Source organism: Paraburkholderia sediminicola (assembly GCF_046027355.1).
Taxonomy (GTDB): Bacteria; Pseudomonadota; Gammaproteobacteria; order Burkholderiales; family Burkholderiaceae; genus Paraburkholderia; species Paraburkholderia sediminicola_B.
On sequence record NZ_JAQQEK010000002.1, the window covers coordinates 327320 to 344024 of the forward strand.

General features: G+C 61.3%; 19 protein-coding genes. 9 read left to right on the plus strand and 10 right to left on the minus strand.

What is annotated here, in order from left to right; all coding sequences use genetic code 11:
- Nucleotides 1-110: 110 nt before the first annotated feature.
- Both PQR42_RS04700 and PQR42_RS04705 read left to right on the plus strand, forming a co-directional pair.
- Nucleotides 111-512, plus strand: a complete 402-nt coding sequence (locus tag PQR42_RS04700) for an FKBP-type peptidyl-prolyl cis-trans isomerase (RefSeq protein WP_041759096.1) — start codon at nucleotides 111-113, stop codon at nucleotides 510-512.
- A 101-nt stretch (nucleotides 513-613) separates the two neighbouring features.
- Complete coding sequence (locus tag PQR42_RS04705) at nucleotides 614-1075, plus strand: DUF488 domain-containing protein (RefSeq protein ID WP_408205070.1); 462 nt, start codon at nucleotides 614-616, stop codon at nucleotides 1073-1075.
- A gap of 48 nt (nucleotides 1076-1123) precedes the next feature.
- Here the strand turns inward: PQR42_RS04705 and PQR42_RS04710 are convergent, their stop codons facing one another.
- Nucleotides 1124-1354, minus strand: a complete 231-nt coding sequence (locus PQR42_RS04710; RefSeq protein WP_132377815.1) for a DUF2964 family protein — start codon at nucleotides 1352-1354, stop codon at nucleotides 1124-1126.
- 354 nt (nucleotides 1355-1708) lie between these two features.
- On the opposite strand from PQR42_RS04710, the gene PQR42_RS04715 reads away from it, so the two are divergent.
- Nucleotides 1709-2782, plus strand: coding sequence for a DUF6765 family protein (locus PQR42_RS04715; protein WP_408205071.1), 1074 nt, complete (start codon nucleotides 1709-1711; stop codon nucleotides 2780-2782).
- A gap of 27 nt (nucleotides 2783-2809) precedes the next feature.
- Here PQR42_RS04715 and PQR42_RS04720 read toward each other — a convergent pair whose 3' ends face one another.
- Together PQR42_RS04720 and PQR42_RS04725 are read right to left on the minus strand one after the other, a co-directional pair.
- Entirely contained in the window at nucleotides 2810-3046 is a 237-nt protein-coding gene (locus tag PQR42_RS04720) for a hypothetical protein (RefSeq protein WP_408205127.1), read from the minus strand.
- 54 nt (nucleotides 3047-3100) lie between these two features.
- A complete protein-coding gene (locus PQR42_RS04725) occupies nucleotides 3101-3394 on the minus strand; it encodes a hypothetical protein (protein ID WP_408382734.1) in 294 nt (97 codons plus the stop codon).
- Nucleotides 3395-3766: 372 nt separating this feature from the next.
- Here PQR42_RS04725 and PQR42_RS04730 point away from each other — a divergent pair, with 372 nt between their 5' ends.
- From PQR42_RS04730 to cls, 4 genes are all read left to right on the plus strand, one after another.
- Nucleotides 3767-4105: a hypothetical protein gene (locus PQR42_RS04730; protein WP_408382736.1), complete on the plus strand. Its 339-nt coding sequence runs from the start codon at nucleotides 3767-3769 to the stop codon at nucleotides 4103-4105.
- A gap of 215 nt (nucleotides 4106-4320) precedes the next feature.
- Complete coding sequence (locus PQR42_RS04735; RefSeq protein ID WP_408205128.1) at nucleotides 4321-5172, plus strand: H-NS family nucleoid-associated regulatory protein; 852 nt, start codon at nucleotides 4321-4323, stop codon at nucleotides 5170-5172.
- 22 nt (nucleotides 5173-5194) lie between these two features.
- Complete coding sequence (locus tag PQR42_RS04740) at nucleotides 5195-5680, plus strand: hypothetical protein (protein ID WP_408205074.1); 486 nt, start codon at nucleotides 5195-5197, stop codon at nucleotides 5678-5680.
- A gap of 148 nt (nucleotides 5681-5828) precedes the next feature.
- Nucleotides 5829-7091, plus strand: coding sequence for a cardiolipin synthase (cls, locus tag PQR42_RS04745; protein ID WP_408382738.1), 1263 nt, complete (start codon nucleotides 5829-5831; stop codon nucleotides 7089-7091).
- Nucleotides 7092-7103: 12 nt separating this feature from the next.
- Here cls and PQR42_RS04750 read toward each other — a convergent pair whose 3' ends face one another.
- From PQR42_RS04750 to PQR42_RS04780, 7 genes are all read right to left on the minus strand, one after another.
- Complete coding sequence (locus PQR42_RS04750; protein WP_408205076.1) at nucleotides 7104-8060, minus strand: hypothetical protein; 957 nt, start codon at nucleotides 8058-8060, stop codon at nucleotides 7104-7106.
- Complete coding sequence (locus tag PQR42_RS04755) at nucleotides 8054-8848, minus strand: MetQ/NlpA family lipoprotein (protein WP_408382740.1); 795 nt, start codon at nucleotides 8846-8848, stop codon at nucleotides 8054-8056. The genes PQR42_RS04750 and PQR42_RS04755 overlap by 7 nt, the downstream gene beginning before the upstream one ends.
- Nucleotides 8845-9927, minus strand: coding sequence for a formylglycine-generating enzyme family protein (locus PQR42_RS04760; RefSeq protein ID WP_408382743.1), 1083 nt, complete (start codon nucleotides 9925-9927; stop codon nucleotides 8845-8847). The genes PQR42_RS04755 and PQR42_RS04760 overlap by 4 nt, the downstream gene beginning before the upstream one ends.
- A gap of 7 nt (nucleotides 9928-9934) precedes the next feature.
- Nucleotides 9935-11881: an arylsulfatase gene (locus tag PQR42_RS04765; RefSeq protein ID WP_408493576.1), complete on the minus strand. Its 1947-nt coding sequence runs from the start codon at nucleotides 11879-11881 to the stop codon at nucleotides 9935-9937.
- A gap of 159 nt (nucleotides 11882-12040) precedes the next feature.
- Nucleotides 12041-12583, minus strand: a complete 543-nt coding sequence (locus PQR42_RS04770; RefSeq protein WP_408382747.1) for a hypothetical protein — start codon at nucleotides 12581-12583, stop codon at nucleotides 12041-12043.
- 113 nt (nucleotides 12584-12696) lie between these two features.
- The gene (locus PQR42_RS04775; RefSeq protein WP_408382749.1) at nucleotides 12697-13344 is read right to left on the minus strand and encodes a response regulator; all 648 of its coding nucleotides are present in this window, start codon (nucleotides 13342-13344) and stop codon (nucleotides 12697-12699) included.
- 2 nt (nucleotides 13345-13346) lie between these two features.
- The gene (locus PQR42_RS04780; protein ID WP_408382752.1) at nucleotides 13347-14756 is read right to left on the minus strand and encodes a cache domain-containing protein; all 1410 of its coding nucleotides are present in this window, start codon (nucleotides 14754-14756) and stop codon (nucleotides 13347-13349) included.
- 238 nt (nucleotides 14757-14994) lie between these two features.
- Between PQR42_RS04780 and PQR42_RS04785 the strand changes: the two genes are divergently transcribed.
- Nucleotides 14995-15192: a DUF3311 domain-containing protein gene (locus PQR42_RS04785; RefSeq protein ID WP_007177944.1), complete on the plus strand. Its 198-nt coding sequence runs from the start codon at nucleotides 14995-14997 to the stop codon at nucleotides 15190-15192.
- On the plus strand, nucleotides 15189-16670 hold the full coding sequence (mctP, locus tag PQR42_RS04790; protein WP_408205083.1) for a monocarboxylate uptake permease MctP: 1482 nt from the start codon (nucleotides 15189-15191) through the stop codon (nucleotides 16668-16670). The genes PQR42_RS04785 and mctP overlap by 4 nt, the downstream gene beginning before the upstream one ends.
- Nucleotides 16671-16705: the final 35 nt, after the last annotated feature.

Consider the following 16705-nt stretch of genomic DNA (forward strand, 5'->3'; position numbering starts at 1 on the left):
GCTGCAATAGACGGCGTCCGCTGTACAGCTCTGCCCATGCAACCCGGCGGTACTGGTGTGCCAGATGCGATCCGTTACAATGAGGCGCACTACCCATCTGGAGACTCGCTTTGAAATCTATCGTTGCATTGGTCGCAGCAGCTCTTCTGTCTTCGACGGCAATGGCCGCCGCGCCCACCACCGAAAAACTGCCGTCCGGCGTAGTAGTCGAACACCTGACGCAAGGCACTGGCGCTCAACCGGCCGCCGAGGATGTCGTGAAGGTCAACTACCGCGGCACGCTCGCCAACGGTACCGAGTTCGATAGTTCGGCGAAACACGGCGGCCCGGCCACGTTCCCGCTGAATCGCGTGATTCCGTGCTGGACGCAAGGCGTGCAGAAGATGAAGGTGGGCGGCAAGGCCAAACTGACCTGCCCGGCAGCGACCGCTTACGGCGATCGCGGCGTTGGCGTGATTCCGCCGAACAGCGACCTGACGTTCGAGGTCGAACTGGTCGGTATCGTCAAGTAAACCAGCGCGACGTTAACTGAGACTGAGCCCCGCTCCGGATATCGCAGCGGGGCTTTTCTTTTTCCGGGCACTGCGTCTGCCCACTGCCAGATACTCACGTGATGAAACGCGAAAGCAATGCCGTGCAGGTGGCCACTATCGGATTTACCGGCAAGACGGCTGAGGAATTTTTCGATTTGCTAAAGGACGCAAAGGTGCGGACGGTACTCGACATCCGCCTGAGCAATACGTCGCAACTCGCCGGCTTCGCGAAGAAACAGGATCTGCCTTTCTTTCTCGACAAGTTGTGCGGCGCCGCTTACCAGGAAATGCCCGACCTGGCTCCGGAGCCCGACTTGTTCAAGCGTTACAAGGCCAAAGAACTGACGTGGGACGATTTCTCGGCGGCTTACGTCGAACTGATCGCCAGGCGCCGGGTGGAAAGCAATCTGGACGTCGATCTATTCCGCTCGGCTTGCCTGCTTTGCAGTGAACATTTACCACACCATTGCCACCGGCGGCTCGCGCTCGAATACCTGAACTCGCGTTGGAATAGCCGCCTGAAAATTACCCATTTGTCGTAACCGCCGACTCGACGGCGGCGCCTTTGCGCAACAGAAGAAGGCCGGATCTCACTCGGATGGCGCGAAAAGCATAGAGATATAAATGATGGTGGAGACGACGGTAATGCCGACTCCGATGAAAACTTTGGTGCGATTGAATTCCAGTCCGCCGTTAATGGCCACGCAGATCCCGACCACGGACGCCAGCGTGCCGATCGTGGCCAGCAGGACGTGAAGCTTGCTGCGTAGCAGCTTGCGCCGTTCCGGGCTTGCGCCTTCTTTCCAATTGTCGAGTTTCACAGGAATTATCCTTTGAGTTAGCGTGTCCTGCCGAAGGCTTGGACTGGAGAGTCGTGCGGCCCGGTTATGCCCTTTCGCATTACGAATGGTTTCCAATGGCACACAGCATAGCTGAGCCGCCGGACAGTGCAAATAATAAAAGCGGGAAAATGCAGCGCCCGATTGTCACAAGTCTATTTAGCGAAACGGCGCGTATGCGCCGGACTCGGCATGAAGCAGGGCGGCGAGCGGCTTTTTTAAAGTCCCGGCGCGTTCGGTCGTCTACTATCTACTCACGCGCCGACGCGGCATCCACCTCGCCGCGCAGTCCAGAATCCCCCCGTCGTCATTCGTCGCGCGTCAGGAGCGCCTGTCATGAATATCGACTTTCATTATGGTGTCGTCTATATTGCCGCCCGCGTGGCCGGGATGCCGGCCGGCGACGCGATCACCGTGGCGCATGCCTGCCAATATGTGGACGATGCGACGACCGCGGGCATCTTGCGCTTCAAGGGCGGCGAGACGTTCGAACGCTTTGCCACCGCGCACAAATTATTCGACTACGCCACCACGGAGGACGACAAGAACCGGCTGGTGTGGACGCCCTTTCATTTTCTGCCGGCGGCTGTTGGCTCGACGTTGCACGAAAAGGCCGTGTGCCGGCCGGATAGCGCGGTCGCGCGCGAGGTGGTGCGGCGCGCGATCCTGCGCCGCGACACCGAGACAGGACTGCATCGGTTGGGCGTGACGCTTCACACCTATGTCGATACATGGGCGCATCAGGGGTTCGCCGGCATCGAAAGTCCGTGGAATCGGGTTCATCTGCTGGAGGCTCAGGACTGCACGCGCAAAGGCTGGTTCGCCAAACTCAGGCTCGCCAGCGAGCACCTGATCGAACACATCGAGGAGGATGTGCTGACTGTTGCGCTGCCCGTCGGTCATGGCGCTGCCTTGCACTATCCTGACCAGCCGTGGGCTAAATGGCATTACATCGACGGTAGAAACGAGTTCGTCCAGCGACACAATCTGCCGGAATTCGTGCAGGCGGCCGAGATGGCATGCCGCGCGGTGCGCGCCTATCTGGCGGGGCGGCAAGATTTCGAGAACCTGCCCGGCATGCCGGACGATGTGAAAGACGTGCTCACGAACCTGCTCAATACGAACCGGCTCGAGGACGACAACGATCGCTTGCGGCACATTTGCCGCGTCGTGAAGGCCGGCGGTATTCCGGGTTTGAAAGAGTCGATTCCGGAATACGTGCCTAAAGGTCCCGGCTCCTGGAAGTTCCTGGCCACCGGTTTGAAGTTCGACGACGACACCGGAGACAAGCCGGTGTGGACGGACGCCTTTGAGAAAAGCGATTACCGGCTATTTCACGACGCGGTCAAGCAGCACCGCTTCGTGACCACGCAGGAGATTCTGCCGACGCACGGATTGCGAATTGCCTGAACGGGGCGCCGGCGCCCCGAACCCTGGTTATTCCACTCTGGCTTGCTGACGTTGCGCGGCCTGTTCTTCCGCATGTTTTTTGGCCATGTGCCGCCCCACAAGACATCCGCCGACCGCGCCGACCACCGCGTGGTGTCCGGCATAGTGTCCCGCCACTCCGCCTACGACCGCTCCCTTCATGCAGCCGGCCGCGTTCGCCGTGCCGAGCGCTGCTGAAGTGAGTGCGACCGCCGCGAGGGCGGTTCTGATGTAACCCGCTTTCATCTGAAAAGTACCGTTCAATTGAGGTGTTCTAACGTGGCGCTATTCGGCGTCATTTCAATAGCCGCCCCAGTGCCGTTCACGCCATTCGTGCTCGCGCCAATGCTCACGGCGCCATTCGCGTTCCCGCCATTCACGGCGCTCGCGCCACTCGCGTGCGCGCCAGTCGCCGTAACCGCCATAGGCAACCGGGACCACCGCCGGACCGCGCGCGACATAAACAGGCGGCGGCGCTGCAACCACGCCGACTGGAATGCCGACTCCGACGGCCACATCCACGTGCGCCGTGGCTGCCGACGATGCCGCCAAAACTGCCAGACCCAATACCGCGCCGATGATCTTCTTGTTCATTTGCCTTCTCCTTGCATATCGAAGTGCGATGCTTCCGATTGCCTCAGGTTCACCCTTGCGGGTTTTCCAGAGCTTTGCGTCGAGTTACGGTTCGGAGTGTAGGAGGGCGGTCCGGACACAGGTGAAACAGCGCTGCGAGATTGGTAACGCGGGGTTACGGAGGTTCCGGCTAGCGCATTGCATCTGGGGAAACCTGGATTTCGTGGCCGGCAAAAAGTGTTTTGATAAAAAATGACCAGCGCAAACGTACTCAAACAATAAAAAATGTACTCCCGTCCTTTGAATCTTCAAATGCTTGCCTATAGTAGAAGCGACTAATGCCGCGATGCACAGCGGCCGCCTTTTCTTGATGCGTGTGACGGGGAAACGAAAATGACACCATCGAATGCTGCGATCTATCAGTCCCGGGCGTCGACGCCGGAATCGTTGCGAGCGCTTGCCTGCTATCTCGAACTGGCGCTCGACGAAGGCGAAAGCGTGGTCCTGATGCGAATCGGCACGCATGTGCGCAGCGTTTATGTCGGCGACCCGTCCGGCGCATTGGAGGCATTGACCGGGCACGGTGTGGTGGCCGCCTTTCAGGCTGACGAGATGCTGTCGTTGACCCGGATGGGCCTCAACCGCATTACCGCGGATGACCAGCAGTACCGTTTCATGCGCAGTGTGCGTTATATCGCCGACCGTCAGGCCGTCGTGTTTACGCCGATGTGATCGGCGGGCCAACAATTGGAAAGACAATAGAAGAGAAGGGGGAGTGGCAAAGGAAAAGACAGGAAAAGTGTGGCAACGGAGTAAAGAACCCAAAAAGTTCGTACTCCACCGGATGCATGATCGACTCCGACTCGTGTTTTTATAGCCACGCCGATCTGCCTTTCTCGCGTCATTCGTGGCATAGTTCGATCGATTACCACATAAGGAGCAATCAAATGCCCACGTTAGAGCAAATCCAAGCAAAGCTTAAAAAGCTTCAGGCGCAAGCTGACGTCCTTATTGCCAGGAAAGCGCAAGTCGCGGTCGACCAGATTCGTGACCTGATGCTCAAACATGGCCTGACTACCGCGGATATCGAAGCCCAGGCAAAAGCCCGGCGCGCCGCGAGGGGCCTGAATGGCAACGGCAAGGCGAAAGCCGTCAGCTCCGGTAAGGCAATGGCAAAGTACCGCGACCATAAAACCGGCGCGACCTGGACGGGCCATGGCCGCGCGCCGGGTTGGATTGCCGGCGTGAAAGACCGCACACAGTTCCTGGTCGAAGGCGTGAGCGAACTGAAGTCGGCGGCCAAGGCTGCTGTCACCCATGCGAAAGGCAGCAAAGGTCAGCCGAAAGGCGCGCAACCGCCCAAGTACATCAATCCGAAAACCGGCGCGACGTGGAGCGGCCGCGGCCCGGCGCCGGCATGGCTCGCCACGGTCAAGGACCGCACCAGATTTCTGATCGATAGCGCTTCGGCAACCGTGGCGGATGCCGGTCACAAAGCAGCCAAGAAGGCCGGTAAAGTGAAGTCGGCGGCAACGAGCGGCGCCGTAAGCAAGAAAGCCGCAGCTCGAAAAGTCGTGGCAAAGAAAGCAGGCGCGGCCAAAAAGACGACTGCAAAGAAAGCCACCGCGGCCACCAGGAAAGTAGCGGCAAAGAAAGGCGCCGCGAAGCCGGCCGCGAAGAAGAGCGCCGCGACCAAAGCGGCCAGGAAAGCACCTGTGGGCAAGACCGCAGCCAAAAAAGCCGTCGCGACGACTGTCGCGGCGACGCCGCAAGCCGCGCCGGCGTCAGCCGGCGCATGAGCGCAACCGAGTCGTGAAGTAGATGACCAGTACGCTTGAATCACCCCAGCAGGAAGACCAGGTCGTCCTGCTGGACTCCGTTCCTCATCCGGCAGAAGATGCCGGCGAACCGTTCATCGTCGCGAGTGACCGCCGGGTCATTCTCTCCTATCCGATTGCGGAATCCGACTTTGAACGGTTCGGACCATTCGATCCCGACGACGACCCATTTTGCACCGTGCTGTTTCCTGACACGGTATTTCATCGCCTGGGTCCGCCCGGCGACGGCGATCTCGAGATTCATCCACTCGCCTCGCAGGGACTCACCGGCTACTCCGTTCATGAAGTCATGAATTCGTCGCTGGCCGCCGAGCTTGCGGCGGTCGCATCGACCGGACTCGCACTGCGCCATTTCGTCATCACGTTTCAGGCGTCCACATTCGAATGCGTAGCGTCGGACTACACGGTGGTCGGTGTCTATGGCGCGGGTGAAATAGCCAGCCGGGAAGCGTTCTCGCTGGTCAGGTAATGCGTTTGAGTAGCAAGGTGCGGGCCTGCAACGGGCACGCGCAATGCGTCCTGCGTTCGTCGTAAAAGCCGGGGCCGAGGCCCGGAGTCTTCGTCAAACCGCAGGACGCGCATGCGACGCGTCCCGCCGATTAGCATCGAGGCCACGCATGCTGACGATTCCCATTACCGCCTTCGTCACGCTCGTCATCATCTTGGTGATTGCCAATTTATCGAGCGGCGAGAAGAAGATCGAACATAAGATCGAACGCCTTTATGCGAGCGACGATCCGCAATTCCTTCGCTCAATGGGTTTGCTGCTCGGGCCGCCGGTCATCTCGGGCAATCGCTTCGAGATGCTGCTCAACGGTGACCACATTTTTCCATCGATGCTGGAAGGCATCCGTTCCGCACGTCAAACCATCACGTTTGAAACCTTTATCTATTGGTCCGGGGAAATTGGCGAGCAGATTGCGCAGGCACTCGCGGATAAAGCGCGCGAAGGCATCGCGGTACACGTGCTGCTCGACTGGGTCGGCTCGTCGAAAATGGATAAGCGGTATTTGAATCTGCTTCGCGATGCCGGCGCGGAAGTGATTCAGTATCACAAGCCCCATTGGACCGGCCTTGGCCGCATGAACAATCGCACGCACCGCAAACTGCTGGTGATCGACGGGCATATCGGCTTTACCGGCGGTGTGGGTATCGCTCCGGAGTGGACGGGCCACGCGCAGAATGAAAAGCATTGGCGCGATACGCATTTCCGCGTGGCGGGTCCTGTGGTCGGCCATATGCAGGCCGTATTCATGGACAACTGGGTCAAGGCAACCGGCAATGTGCTGCACGGTCCCGGCTATTTCCCCGATGTCGAGTCAATGGGCGATGGCCTCGCGCATATGTTCAGCAGCTCACCCTCCGGCGGCAGCGACGACATGCAGTTGATGTATCTGATGGCGATCACGGCGGCCACGCACTCCATTCATCTGGCGAGTGCCTATTTCGTTCCCGACAAGCTGACTATCAACGCAATCGTCGAGGCGGCGAAACGCGGCGTGAAAGTACAGATCATCATGCCCGGAAAAAAAATCGACACGCATACCGTGCGGGAAGCATCGCGCGCGTGCTGGGGCGATCTGCTCAAAGCGGGCGTGGAAATGTACGAGTATCAGCCGACCATGTTTCACTGCAAATTGCTGGTGGTGGACGAATATCTGGTTTCGGTCGGCTCGACCAATTTCGATAACCGTTCGTTCAAGCTTAACGACGAAGCGAATCTGAACATCTACGACCGTGACTTCGCGAGGCAGCAAACCGCCGTTTTCGCCGACGATATAAAGAAGTCGCAGCAGGTCACGCTCGAAGCATGGATGCACCGGCCCTTTACGGAAAAGCTGATCGAACAGTTCGTGCCGCTGCTGGATACGCAACTCTGACGAATCTTTTGACTAGTGATCCGCGCCCGAGAGATAGGCTTCGGTAGTTGATAAAGAAGAGGGCGCGCTGCTCTCCGCTCCCATGGCTGGTAGCGGTGTGGCGAGAAGCGCCTTGGCACGTTGATACGCATGAGCGAATCCGCGCAATTCCTGAGTGACCGGACGATCATCCAGTCGGCGTCGCAAAAGCGCTTGCTCAATACTGCGGTCGATCAACGGGACCTGGCTGTCGATATAGTCGAGACATAACTGGCGACAGCGTGCGGAAGTACTGGCCACGGACAATAGCGCCGGCACGAGCGAGATCGTCAGAAAGCCATCCGGCGGAATGCGCGCCAACGCGGTGGGCGAGTCGAACAGGTCTTTACGCAACGATTCGAATACGGCACGGCCCCACACTTCACGTTCTCTTTCTAGCGCGCGGCGGCGACGCGCCAAAGCGTCCTTCGCATTCGCGTCTTTTATCTTGCCTTGCGCGATCATCAGTGCGGCGTCCGCGCGTTCACCTTCCTGAATGCAGTCGGCGCCCAGGTACGAGGCGCTCTGATTGCGGCCGGCCAGCACGAGATGTTGCAGCGTATCCGGTACGAGCGGATCGAGCGGCACCACTTCGCACGTGACCGGCTTACCGTTTAAATGGATCGCACAGCGTCCATCATCAGCGAGCGCGGGACAGCACGCCAGAGAAGGGTAATCGTAGCCCTGCGTCATGATGCTGAAGATGTCGCCCGCGCGATGGAGCAGCGTGTCCGCGATCGAATCGAAGGCGGCGATATCGGCCTCGTCGAGCACGGCTTCGTGCCGGCCGACGCGCACCCGCTCACCCAGGCGCCTGCGCGGCACGCGGCCAATCGCAAGGCAGCCGATGAACCGGTCGCGATGGCGGAACAACTCGGGTAACGACATGGCCGGTGGACTATTGCAGCACTTGCCGCACGCCGTGCATGCAAACGAGAAAGCGTTCACCACGGCCGGCGCACCGAGTCCTGATAGCGCGTCAGAATGAAATGCGCGACGTCGTTCGAATGGTAAGCCGCCACCAGTTGCGCAACCCAGGGCTGAGCGCGGTCGGAATCGCGCACCGTCAACACGTTGGCGTAGGGCGAGCGGGCGTCTTCGAGGCCGAGGCTGTCGCGCGCCGGGTAAAGACCCGCGCGCGCCGCGTCGTCGCTATCGATCACGGCGAAGGCCACGCTGTTCAAGGTGTCGAACAGACGTGCGCGCGGCACCTGGCGGATCTGCAGATTCAGCCGGTCGCTCGTGATGTCGGCGAGCGTCGCGTGCAGGCCCGCCGTGTCCTTGAACGTCAGCAGCGTGAAGTTCTGCAGCAGGATCAAGGCACGCGCCGTGCCATCACGATCGTCGGGGATTGCGATCGTCGCGCCGCGTTGCAACTGGCCGAGGTTCGTCAGTTTGCGCGAATACAAGGCGATGGGAAACGTCACGGTAGTGGCGACGCTCGTTAGCGCAAAGGCGTGCTGTTTGCGTTGTGCGTCGAAGCGTGGCTCGTCTTCGAAACTCGCCGCGTCGATCTGCTTCGCGGCGAGCGCGGCGTCGATGCGTTCGGGCTGATCGAATACGACCACGTCGAGCGTGAGTCCGCGACTGGCCGCGACGCGGCGCACTTCGTCCATGATCTCGGCATGCGTGCCCGGACTCACGCCCACCTTGATGACTTGCGACGCGGCGGCTTGCACGTACTGAGCCATCGAAGCGGCAACCAGCAGCACGGCCGTCGCGAATAGCCGTGACTTCATGACGCGTCCCTCAACACCGTGCGAAAACCGATGTGCGACGCCGGCAAATCCGCTTCCTGCTGTTCACGCGACGCCGCCCGATAGCGCACGCAATAGTCGCGCGAGCACAGGAACGAGCCGCCTTTGATGACCATCGGCGTGTCGTGTTTACGGCTGAGCGGCGCGACGGCCGCGGTATCGCCGTTGGTGTGCGACTGATGCGGACCGGTATAAACATCCTTGGTCCATTCCCACGCATTGCCGATCATGTCGTAGAGCTTGAAATCGTTGGCGGCATAGCAGCCGACGGGCGCGAGACCGACGTGACCGTCCTCATTCGTGTTGAGCACGGGAAACACGCCTTGCCAGTAATTCGCGCTCGGCTCGCCGTGTTCATCGCGCGGCGCGGTGTCGAGGTTCGCGCCTTCGTGGCCTGCCTTGCCCGCGTATTCCCACTCGGCTTCGGTGGGCAGATCGCGGCCGAGCCAGCGCGCGTAGGCGAGCGCGTCGGCTTGCGTGACCATCGTCACCGGCTGGTTCATGCGGCCTTCGAGCGAACTGCCGGGCCCGGTGGGATGATTCCACGCGGCGCCTTTCACCCACGTCCACCACGCGAGATCGCGCGCATTCATCTCATCGCGTGTCGGCGTGTGAAATACCACGGCGCCGCCTTGACGCTCGGAATCGCTGACATAGCCCGTCGCCTTGACGAATGCGGTGAATTGGGCATTCGTCACGTCGGTCTGATCGATCCAGAAACCGGCGACGCGCGTCTTGCCATCGCCGGCCGGACGCTCGTCTTCATAACCGAGTTTGCTGCCGAACACGAAGTCGCCGCCATGCAGATGCACCATGCCGGCTTTCGGATCGTCGCGCCAGCGCAAGGGCAGGCCCGCGTAACGCTCGCATTGCTGCTCGGAGCCGAGCGCGGCCAGCGGGCGCGACGTGTTGAGCTCGTCGAATGCGCCTTGTTTGCCGCCGCTAAAGACCGCCGAAGCGGCCGTCGCGGCGGTAAATGCGGCGGTGAAGGCGACCGTGGCGATCGCCGCGTAGACGCCGTACAACGCCGCCTTGCTTTTGAGCTTGAATCTAACGGTCATTGCGTGCTCAGTAGTAACCGCGCGGACGCAACGGTTCGACGCCGCCGACGCTGCTCATATAGCTGTTCCACTGCTGCACGAGACCGTCGATTACCGAGGGATTCTGCGTCGACACGTCCTGCGTTTCGCCACGGTCGGCGCTCATGTCGAACAGTTGCCAGTGACCGTCCACGGGGCCGAGCGGCGGTTCCGTCCACAACGCTTTCCAGCGGCCGTCGGCGCTGCGCAGATAACCGCGGCCGTAGGCTTCGTCGCCGAACGATGCGGTGTGCACCGCGCTCGTGGCCTGATCGTTCAGCAACGGCAGCAGCGACTGCCCGGTGACCGGATACACGTAGCGATTGTTATAGACCACCTTGCCTTTGTTCTGATCGACGCCGGTCAGCGTATTGATGAGCGGCGGCGCGGCCTGCGTGGGCGGCGGAATCTGCGCGACGGCGAGGAACGTCGCGGTGTTGTCGGTCACGTGCGTGAAGTCGCGCAGTGTCGGCTTCTGCGTGGTCTGACCCGGCAGATGGACGATCAACGGCGTGGAGACGCCACCTTCGCCCGAATAACCCTTGGTCAGACGGAACGGCGTCGCGCTCACTTCGGCCCAGCGCAAGCCGTACTGCAGACGCTGCGCGTTCTGCTTGCCGTTATCGGTGCCGAGTGCCGAATAGACCGGGTCGGCGGCATTGGCGGTGTCGGTCGCGGTCGGGTCGGCGCCGGAGTCGATCGGCCAGCCTTCCGCGCCGTTATCCGACTGGAACATGATGAAGGTGTTGTCGTACTCGCCGATATCCTTCAGATGCTGGATCAGCAGGCCGATGTTGTGATCGAGGTTTTCGACCATGCCCGCGTAGATTTCCATATAGCGCGCCTGCGCTTTCTTCTCGGCGGGCGAGAGGCTCGCCCACGTCTTGTTCACCGTGCCCGGACCATAGTCGGTATAGCCTTGCGCCGCGCTATGCACGGCGCTCACGTACTTCGCGTTCACCGTGCCGTTGCTCGCGGTGGCCGCGGTCGCGACGAGCGTTTCCGATGCGCCGCCGTACGGCACGAAGTCGTTCGGAATGATGCCGAGCGCTTTTTGCCGCGCAATGCGCGCGTTGCGGATCGCGTCGTAACCGGCGTCGTATTTGCCGGCGTAGTTGTGCAGATAAGGCTCGGGTACTTGCAGCGGCCAGTGCGGCGACGTGTAGGCCGCGTAGGCGAAGAACGGTTTGCCGTCGCCCTTGTTCGAGTCGATGTACGAGATCAGGCGTTGCGTGTAGAAGTCGGTCGAATAGAACACCGCGGGGCTGCCGCCCGTGCCGCCCGGTTGTCCTGGCTGACCGGGCTGCACGTATTTGCCGTCTTCGGTGTAGTTCCGCGAGTTCGCCGGTTCGTGCGCGAAGTGATTGGTCGCGGCGCCGCCGAGCAGGGCATAGCTGTGTTCGAAGCCCCATTGGTCGGGCGTCTGTCCACCACCCGTCGTGCTGCCGACAATGCCCGAGCCGATATGCCATTTGCCGGCCATATACGTGTGATATCCGCCGTCCTTCAGCAATTGCGCAACGGAGAGCGCGCGGTCGTTCAGATAGCCTTCGTAACCCGGCAGCCCTTTGCGCTCATCGGTCGGCACACCCATGGTGCCTTCGCCGACCAGATGGTGGTCGGTGCCGGAGATCAACATGGAACGCGTGATCGCGCAGACAGTGCCCGTATGATGATTCGTCAGAATGCGGCCCGATTGCACCAGCGCGTCGAGGTTGGGCGTATTGATTTCGCCGCCGAACGCGTGGATGTCGGAATAGCCGAGGTCGTCGGCCATGATGTACAGAATGTTCGGGCGTTTCTGGGCGACAACGGGTGTCGGCGTCGGGCCGGGCAGGTTGTCGTCGCCGCAGGATGCGAGTGCGACGAGGCTGGCGACGGCGGCGCCGATCATGCCAAGACGAAAAGAAGCACGCTGCGATCGTTGTGTTGTCATTGTTGTGGTGACCGGATATGTCGGGTCGCCGATGGTAGCAATGACGTCGAAACGCCCAAAGTTCGATTTCTGCGTTGCTATGTTCGATTGCCGATATAGGCGTTGCAGCGTGATACCGGATATCACGCGCGTGCTGCTTTCGCTCGTCGGCTTATGTGGCTAGTTGCCTGGATCGAGTACTGGCTTATCCGGATTCGCAAGCGTTTTGTAGGGGAGTTGTGCGGCGTGCGGATTAGTGGTCGTGTCGTCGATCACACGCTCGACGTCCGCGGTTTTCGCGAGTTCGGTAAGGAAGGCCTGCTTGTCGAAACCCGGTGCGACGCAGCCTTCGACGTAGATGAAGCGGCGTTGCAGCGTTAGCCAGAGCGTCGACTGTTCGCGCCAGTGCGTGGCGAAATTGATGTTGGTGAGGCGCCGCTGGACGGCGTCGGCAATTTCCACGTCGTATAGATAGGCGTTCGACAAACGGCAGCGGCCCTCCACCCAGCAACTATTGCCGCGCTCGATCCGGTAATGGCTGTCGTCGAGCCATTCCCGCTCGGTTTCGAGTGGACCCAAAGGCGCCGGACAGTCGCCGATCGCTTTGGAGATCTGAAAGAACGGATCGTGGCCGCGATTGACGCGCGCCGATTCGGCGTGCGCGTGAGTGGCGGCGAAACAGATCAGCAGACTTGCTAGCCGCAATGAGATCGAGCGTTTCATCCTCATCAGCTCCAGGTGTCGGGCGTTGAGTAGATTAGACGGAACGACGGCAGTAGTTTGAGTGGGTGCAGTGCTGATTATGCGGCGATCGCCGATCCGCGTCAGTCAGGTCTTCACCGGCTCGTGCGCCGGTTCTCCACCGCGAACTTGATCAACTCGGCCTGACCTTCAATATCGAGCTTGCGTTTCAGATTCAGCCGGTGCGTTTCCACCGTACGCACGGAGAGGTCGTTGCGTTGGGCGATCTGCTTGCTCGACAGGCCTTCCGCGAGCGCGTCGAGAATGTCGCGCTCGCGCGGCGTCAGCCGTTCGACGGGCGACTGCGTTGCCGAAGCCTGAATCAGACGCGCGCCCAGTCCCGCACTGAAAAACTGTTTGCCTTCGAGCACCGCGCCGATCGCCTGGATGATTTCGGTGGCGGGCGAGTCCTTGAGCACGTAGCCGCTCGCACCTGCGCGCACTGCCTGGGTCACGTACTCGAGATTGTCGTGCATCGACAGCATGAGAACGCGAATCGCCGGAAAGCGCTCGTGAAACATACCGGCCAGCGCGATGCCGTTCATTCCGTTCATGCCGACATCCATCAGCACGAGGTGAGGCTCCGCGCTCGCGGCGAGGGCGAGCGCTTCTTGCGCATTGCCCGCTTCGCCGACCACTTCGAGGTTACGCACCGCTTCGAGGCGCGCGCGCAAACCGTCGCGCACGAGCGGGTGATCGTCGACGAGAATCAGACGGGCGATAGTGGGTGAGGCGTCGTTCATGGTCAGGTTTCCTGCAAGGCCGGCAATGTCGGCTCGGTCGATCCCAGCGGCACGCGTGCGGTGACGAGAGTGTGGCCGGCCTGTGAACTGAGCGACAGCGTGCCGCCCAGCGCTTCGAGGCGTTCGCGCATATTGCGCAGACCCACGCCCGAGCGCCGGCCGACGAACGCATGCGTGACGTCGAACCCGCGTCCGTTGTCCGCGATGTTCAGCGTGACGGCGTCGTTCGATACTTCCAGCGCGAGCGCCGCGCTCGTCGCCTGCGCGTGGCGCACGATATTCGTCAGCGCTTCCTGGGCGATCCGGAACAGCACGGTGTTGACCGCGTCGGGCAAAGCCGCGGCGTGCGTGTGGGCGATCTGCGTGAAGCCGATTTCGATGCCCGACTGTTCGCTGAGTTCGCGCGAGAGTTGCTCCAGCGCGGCCGCCACGCCGAGATCGTCGAGCATCGACGGGCGCAGCGCGTGAGAAATGCGCCGCACTTCGCGCAAGGTGTCGCCAAGCCGCGTGAGGCTGGTGGTGAGCGCGGCCTCGGCCGCGGGCACGCGCACTTCGCTGCGCTCGAAGCGCGCCAGCGCGGATTCGAGCAGCAGCTTCACGGAGACCATCATCTGGCTGATACCGTCGTGCAATTCGCGCGACAGGCGCGCCCGTTCGTTTTCCTGCGACTCCACCACCTGCTGCGCGAGCCGCTTCAGCTTGGCGTCCGCGCTGCGATATTCGGTGACGTTGAGCACGAGCGCGCACAGCGCGATCACGGCGAGTCCGGCCACGGCGATCGCGTCGATCCATTTCATCGTACGATCGATGTTGGCGGCAGCGCCTGCGTCGATATGCGCGAGCGTGCTATCCACGTCGTCGAGATAGATGCCGGTGCCGATCATCCAGCCCCAGCGCTGCAGCGGCACGACGTAACCGAGTTTCGAGGCCACCTTGCCCGTCGACGGACGATGCCACAGGTAGCGCACATAGCCGCCGCCGCGCGAGGCCGCGGCGAGCAGCTGCTGGATCGTCAACGTGCCTTCGCGGTCACGCATTTCCCACAGGTCGCGCCCCACGAGGTCGGGCTCGCGCGGATGCATCAACGAACGGCCGTGCATGTCGTAGACGAAAAAATAGCCGTCCTTGCCGAAGTCCATTTTTTCCAGCACGTCGAGCGCGCGCGTGCGCAGCATCGCGTCGTCGCGCGCATTGTCCTGGCCGGCGTTATAGAGCGGCGCGATCGCGGTGGTGGCGAGTTCGACGTAATGCTTGAGCTCGATCTCCTTGCTCGCCATATAGGCGGCCTGCGTGGTCGCGTGCTGCGTCTCGGCGAGCGCCGTGGCTTCCTGGCGCACACCGATTTCGATGCTCGCGATGGCGGCCAGAAAGGGCACGATCGCCAGCAGGACAATCTTGGCTTTGAGTTTCATCGTTGAAAAGACGGCCGACCGGCTACGTAATACTACGTAGCCGGCTTACGTAGTTGCGCGCTTGTGAGGACGCTCACGAAGGCGAATACTACATCCCCGCGGCGTAGTGCGCCTTGAGGGCGTTTGCGCGGCGCGAGGAGCGCACTCCGGTTTTGCCGACTCATATCGCGTAACCGGCTTCCGCGTGCTGACCACAAGTCGTGGCGCGCGGTGTCAATAATAGACTTAGGAGATGATTGTGGAGACCTCCCAACCTGCCGGCCGTTCATGGCTATGGCTGATCCTGCTGATCCCGTACATCGCATTGCTGTGGCTGCCGTTCTATAACGACACGCGTCCGTCGTTCGCCGGCTTTCCGTTCTTCTACTGGTATCAGTTCTTGTGGGTGCCGTTGACCTCGCTACTGATTTACGTCGTGTACCGAGGTGTCAAATGAGCGATACGAATCCTGTGAATCCGGTTGCGATGACCGTCTTTATCGCATTCTTCGTTCTCGTCACCGTGATCGGCTTCTTTGCCGCGCGCTGGAAACGGGGCGACCTGACGCAATTGCACGAGTGGGGCCTCGGCGGCCGCCAGTTCGGCACGGTCATTTCGTGGTTCCTCGTGGGCGGCGACTTCTATACCGCTTATACGGTGATCGCGGTACCGGCGCTGGTCTATTCGGTAGGTGCGTATGGCTTCTTTGCACTGCCGTACACGATCATCGTCTATCCGTTCGTGTTCGCGGTCATGCCGAAACTGTGGAAGATCGCTCAGGCGAAAAACCACATCACGGCAGCGGACTACGTGCAGGGCGAATACGGCGGCAAGTGGTTCCCGGCGGCCGTCGCGATCACCGGCATTGTCGCGACCATGCCGTATATCGCGCTGCAACTGGTGGGTATGCAGGTCGTGATCAAGGGGCTCGGCGTGACCGGCGAAATGCCGCTGATTGTCGCCTTTGTGATTCTCGCGCTGTACACGTATGCGAGCGGCCTGCGCGCGCCGGCGATGATCGCGTTCGTCAAGGACATCATGATCTACATCGTCGTGATCGCGGCGGTGTGGCTGATTCCGGCCAAGCTCGGCGGCTACGCGCATGTGTTCGACGCGGCCGATACGTATTTCAAGGCCAAGGGCGGCGCGACCGGCATCATTCTGAAGCCGACGCAATTCACCGCCTATGCGTCGCTGGCTTTGGGCTCGGCGCTGGCGGCGTTCATGTATCCGCATACGATGACGGCGGTGTTGTCGTCCTCGTCGGCGAATACGGTGCGCAAGAATGCGATCTTCCTGCCGGCTTACACGCTGCTGCTGGGTCTGATTGCGTTGCTCGGCTATATGGCGATCGCGGCCGGCGTGCATGTGAAGTCGGCTTCGGACATGGTGCCGGCGCTGTTCAACACGCTGTTCCCGTCGTGGTTCGTCGGCTTCGCGGCGGCGGCGATTGCGATCAGCGCGCTGGTGCCCGCGGCGATCATGTCGATCGGCGCGGCCAATCTGTTCACGCGCAATCTGTGGCGTCCGCTCGTTTCGCCGAATATCTCGCCTGAAGGCGAGGCTTCCACGGCGAAGATCGTCTCGCTCGTCGTGAAGTTCGGTGCGCTGCTGTTCATCGTGTTCCTGCCGACGCAGTACGCGATCGACCTGCAACTGCTGGGCGGCGTGTGGATTCTGCAGATTTTCCCGGCGATCGTGTTCTCGTTGTACACGCGTCGTTTGAACACGCCGGGCCTGTTCCTCGGCTGGCTGGCCGGGATCGTGCTCGGCACCGGACTGGCGATTTCCCAAGGCCTCAAGCCGGTGTTCGCCCTGCATCTCGGCGATGCGGTCTATCCGGTCTATATCGGGCTGATCGCGCTGGTGGTCAATATCGTCGTGAGTTTCGCCGTGTCGGTTCTGTCGCCGCGTAGGGTGGTGGCTGCGGCCTGAGCGATTGATGTTGACGTAAGAGAAACGCCGCGGGG

What these genes read in the sequence shown, in the direction of transcription:
- PQR42_RS04705 (WP_408205070.1), top strand. Translation starts at nt 614, where the DNA reads ATGAAACGCGAAAGCAATGCCGTGCAGGTGGCCACTATCGGATTTACC.
- PQR42_RS04715 (WP_408205071.1), top strand. Translation starts at nt 1,709, where the DNA reads ATGAATATCGACTTTCATTATGGTGTCGTCTATATTGCCGCCCGCGTG.
- PQR42_RS04720 (WP_408205127.1), bottom strand. Translation starts at nt 3,046, where the DNA reads ATGAAAGCGGGTTACATCAGAACCGCCCTCGCGGCGGTCGCACTCACT.
- PQR42_RS04725 (WP_408382734.1), bottom strand. Translation starts at nt 3,394, where the DNA reads ATGAACAAGAAGATCATCGGCGCGGTATTGGGTCTGGCAGTTTTGGCG.
- PQR42_RS04730 (WP_408382736.1), top strand. Translation starts at nt 3,767, where the DNA reads ATGACACCATCGAATGCTGCGATCTATCAGTCCCGGGCGTCGACGCCG.
- PQR42_RS04735 (WP_408205128.1), top strand. Translation starts at nt 4,321, where the DNA reads ATGCCCACGTTAGAGCAAATCCAAGCAAAGCTTAAAAAGCTTCAGGCG.
- PQR42_RS04740 (WP_408205074.1), top strand. Translation starts at nt 5,195, where the DNA reads ATGACCAGTACGCTTGAATCACCCCAGCAGGAAGACCAGGTCGTCCTG.
- cls (WP_408382738.1), top strand. Translation starts at nt 5,829, where the DNA reads ATGCTGACGATTCCCATTACCGCCTTCGTCACGCTCGTCATCATCTTG.
- PQR42_RS04755 (WP_408382740.1), bottom strand. Translation starts at nt 8,848, where the DNA reads ATGAAGTCACGGCTATTCGCGACGGCCGTGCTGCTGGTTGCCGCTTCG.
- PQR42_RS04760 (WP_408382743.1), bottom strand. Translation starts at nt 9,927, where the DNA reads ATGACCGTTAGATTCAAGCTCAAAAGCAAGGCGGCGTTGTACGGCGTC.
- PQR42_RS04765 (WP_408493576.1), bottom strand. Translation starts at nt 11,881, where the DNA reads ATGACAACACAACGATCGCAGCGTGCTTCTTTTCGTCTTGGCATGATC.
- PQR42_RS04770 (WP_408382747.1), bottom strand. Translation starts at nt 12,583, where the DNA reads ATGAAACGCTCGATCTCATTGCGGCTAGCAAGTCTGCTGATCTGTTTC.
- PQR42_RS04775 (WP_408382749.1), bottom strand. Translation starts at nt 13,344, where the DNA reads ATGAACGACGCCTCACCCACTATCGCCCGTCTGATTCTCGTCGACGAT.
- PQR42_RS04780 (WP_408382752.1), bottom strand. Translation starts at nt 14,756, where the DNA reads ATGAAACTCAAAGCCAAGATTGTCCTGCTGGCGATCGTGCCCTTTCTG.
- mctP (WP_408205083.1), top strand. Translation starts at nt 15,189, where the DNA reads ATGAGCGATACGAATCCTGTGAATCCGGTTGCGATGACCGTCTTTATC.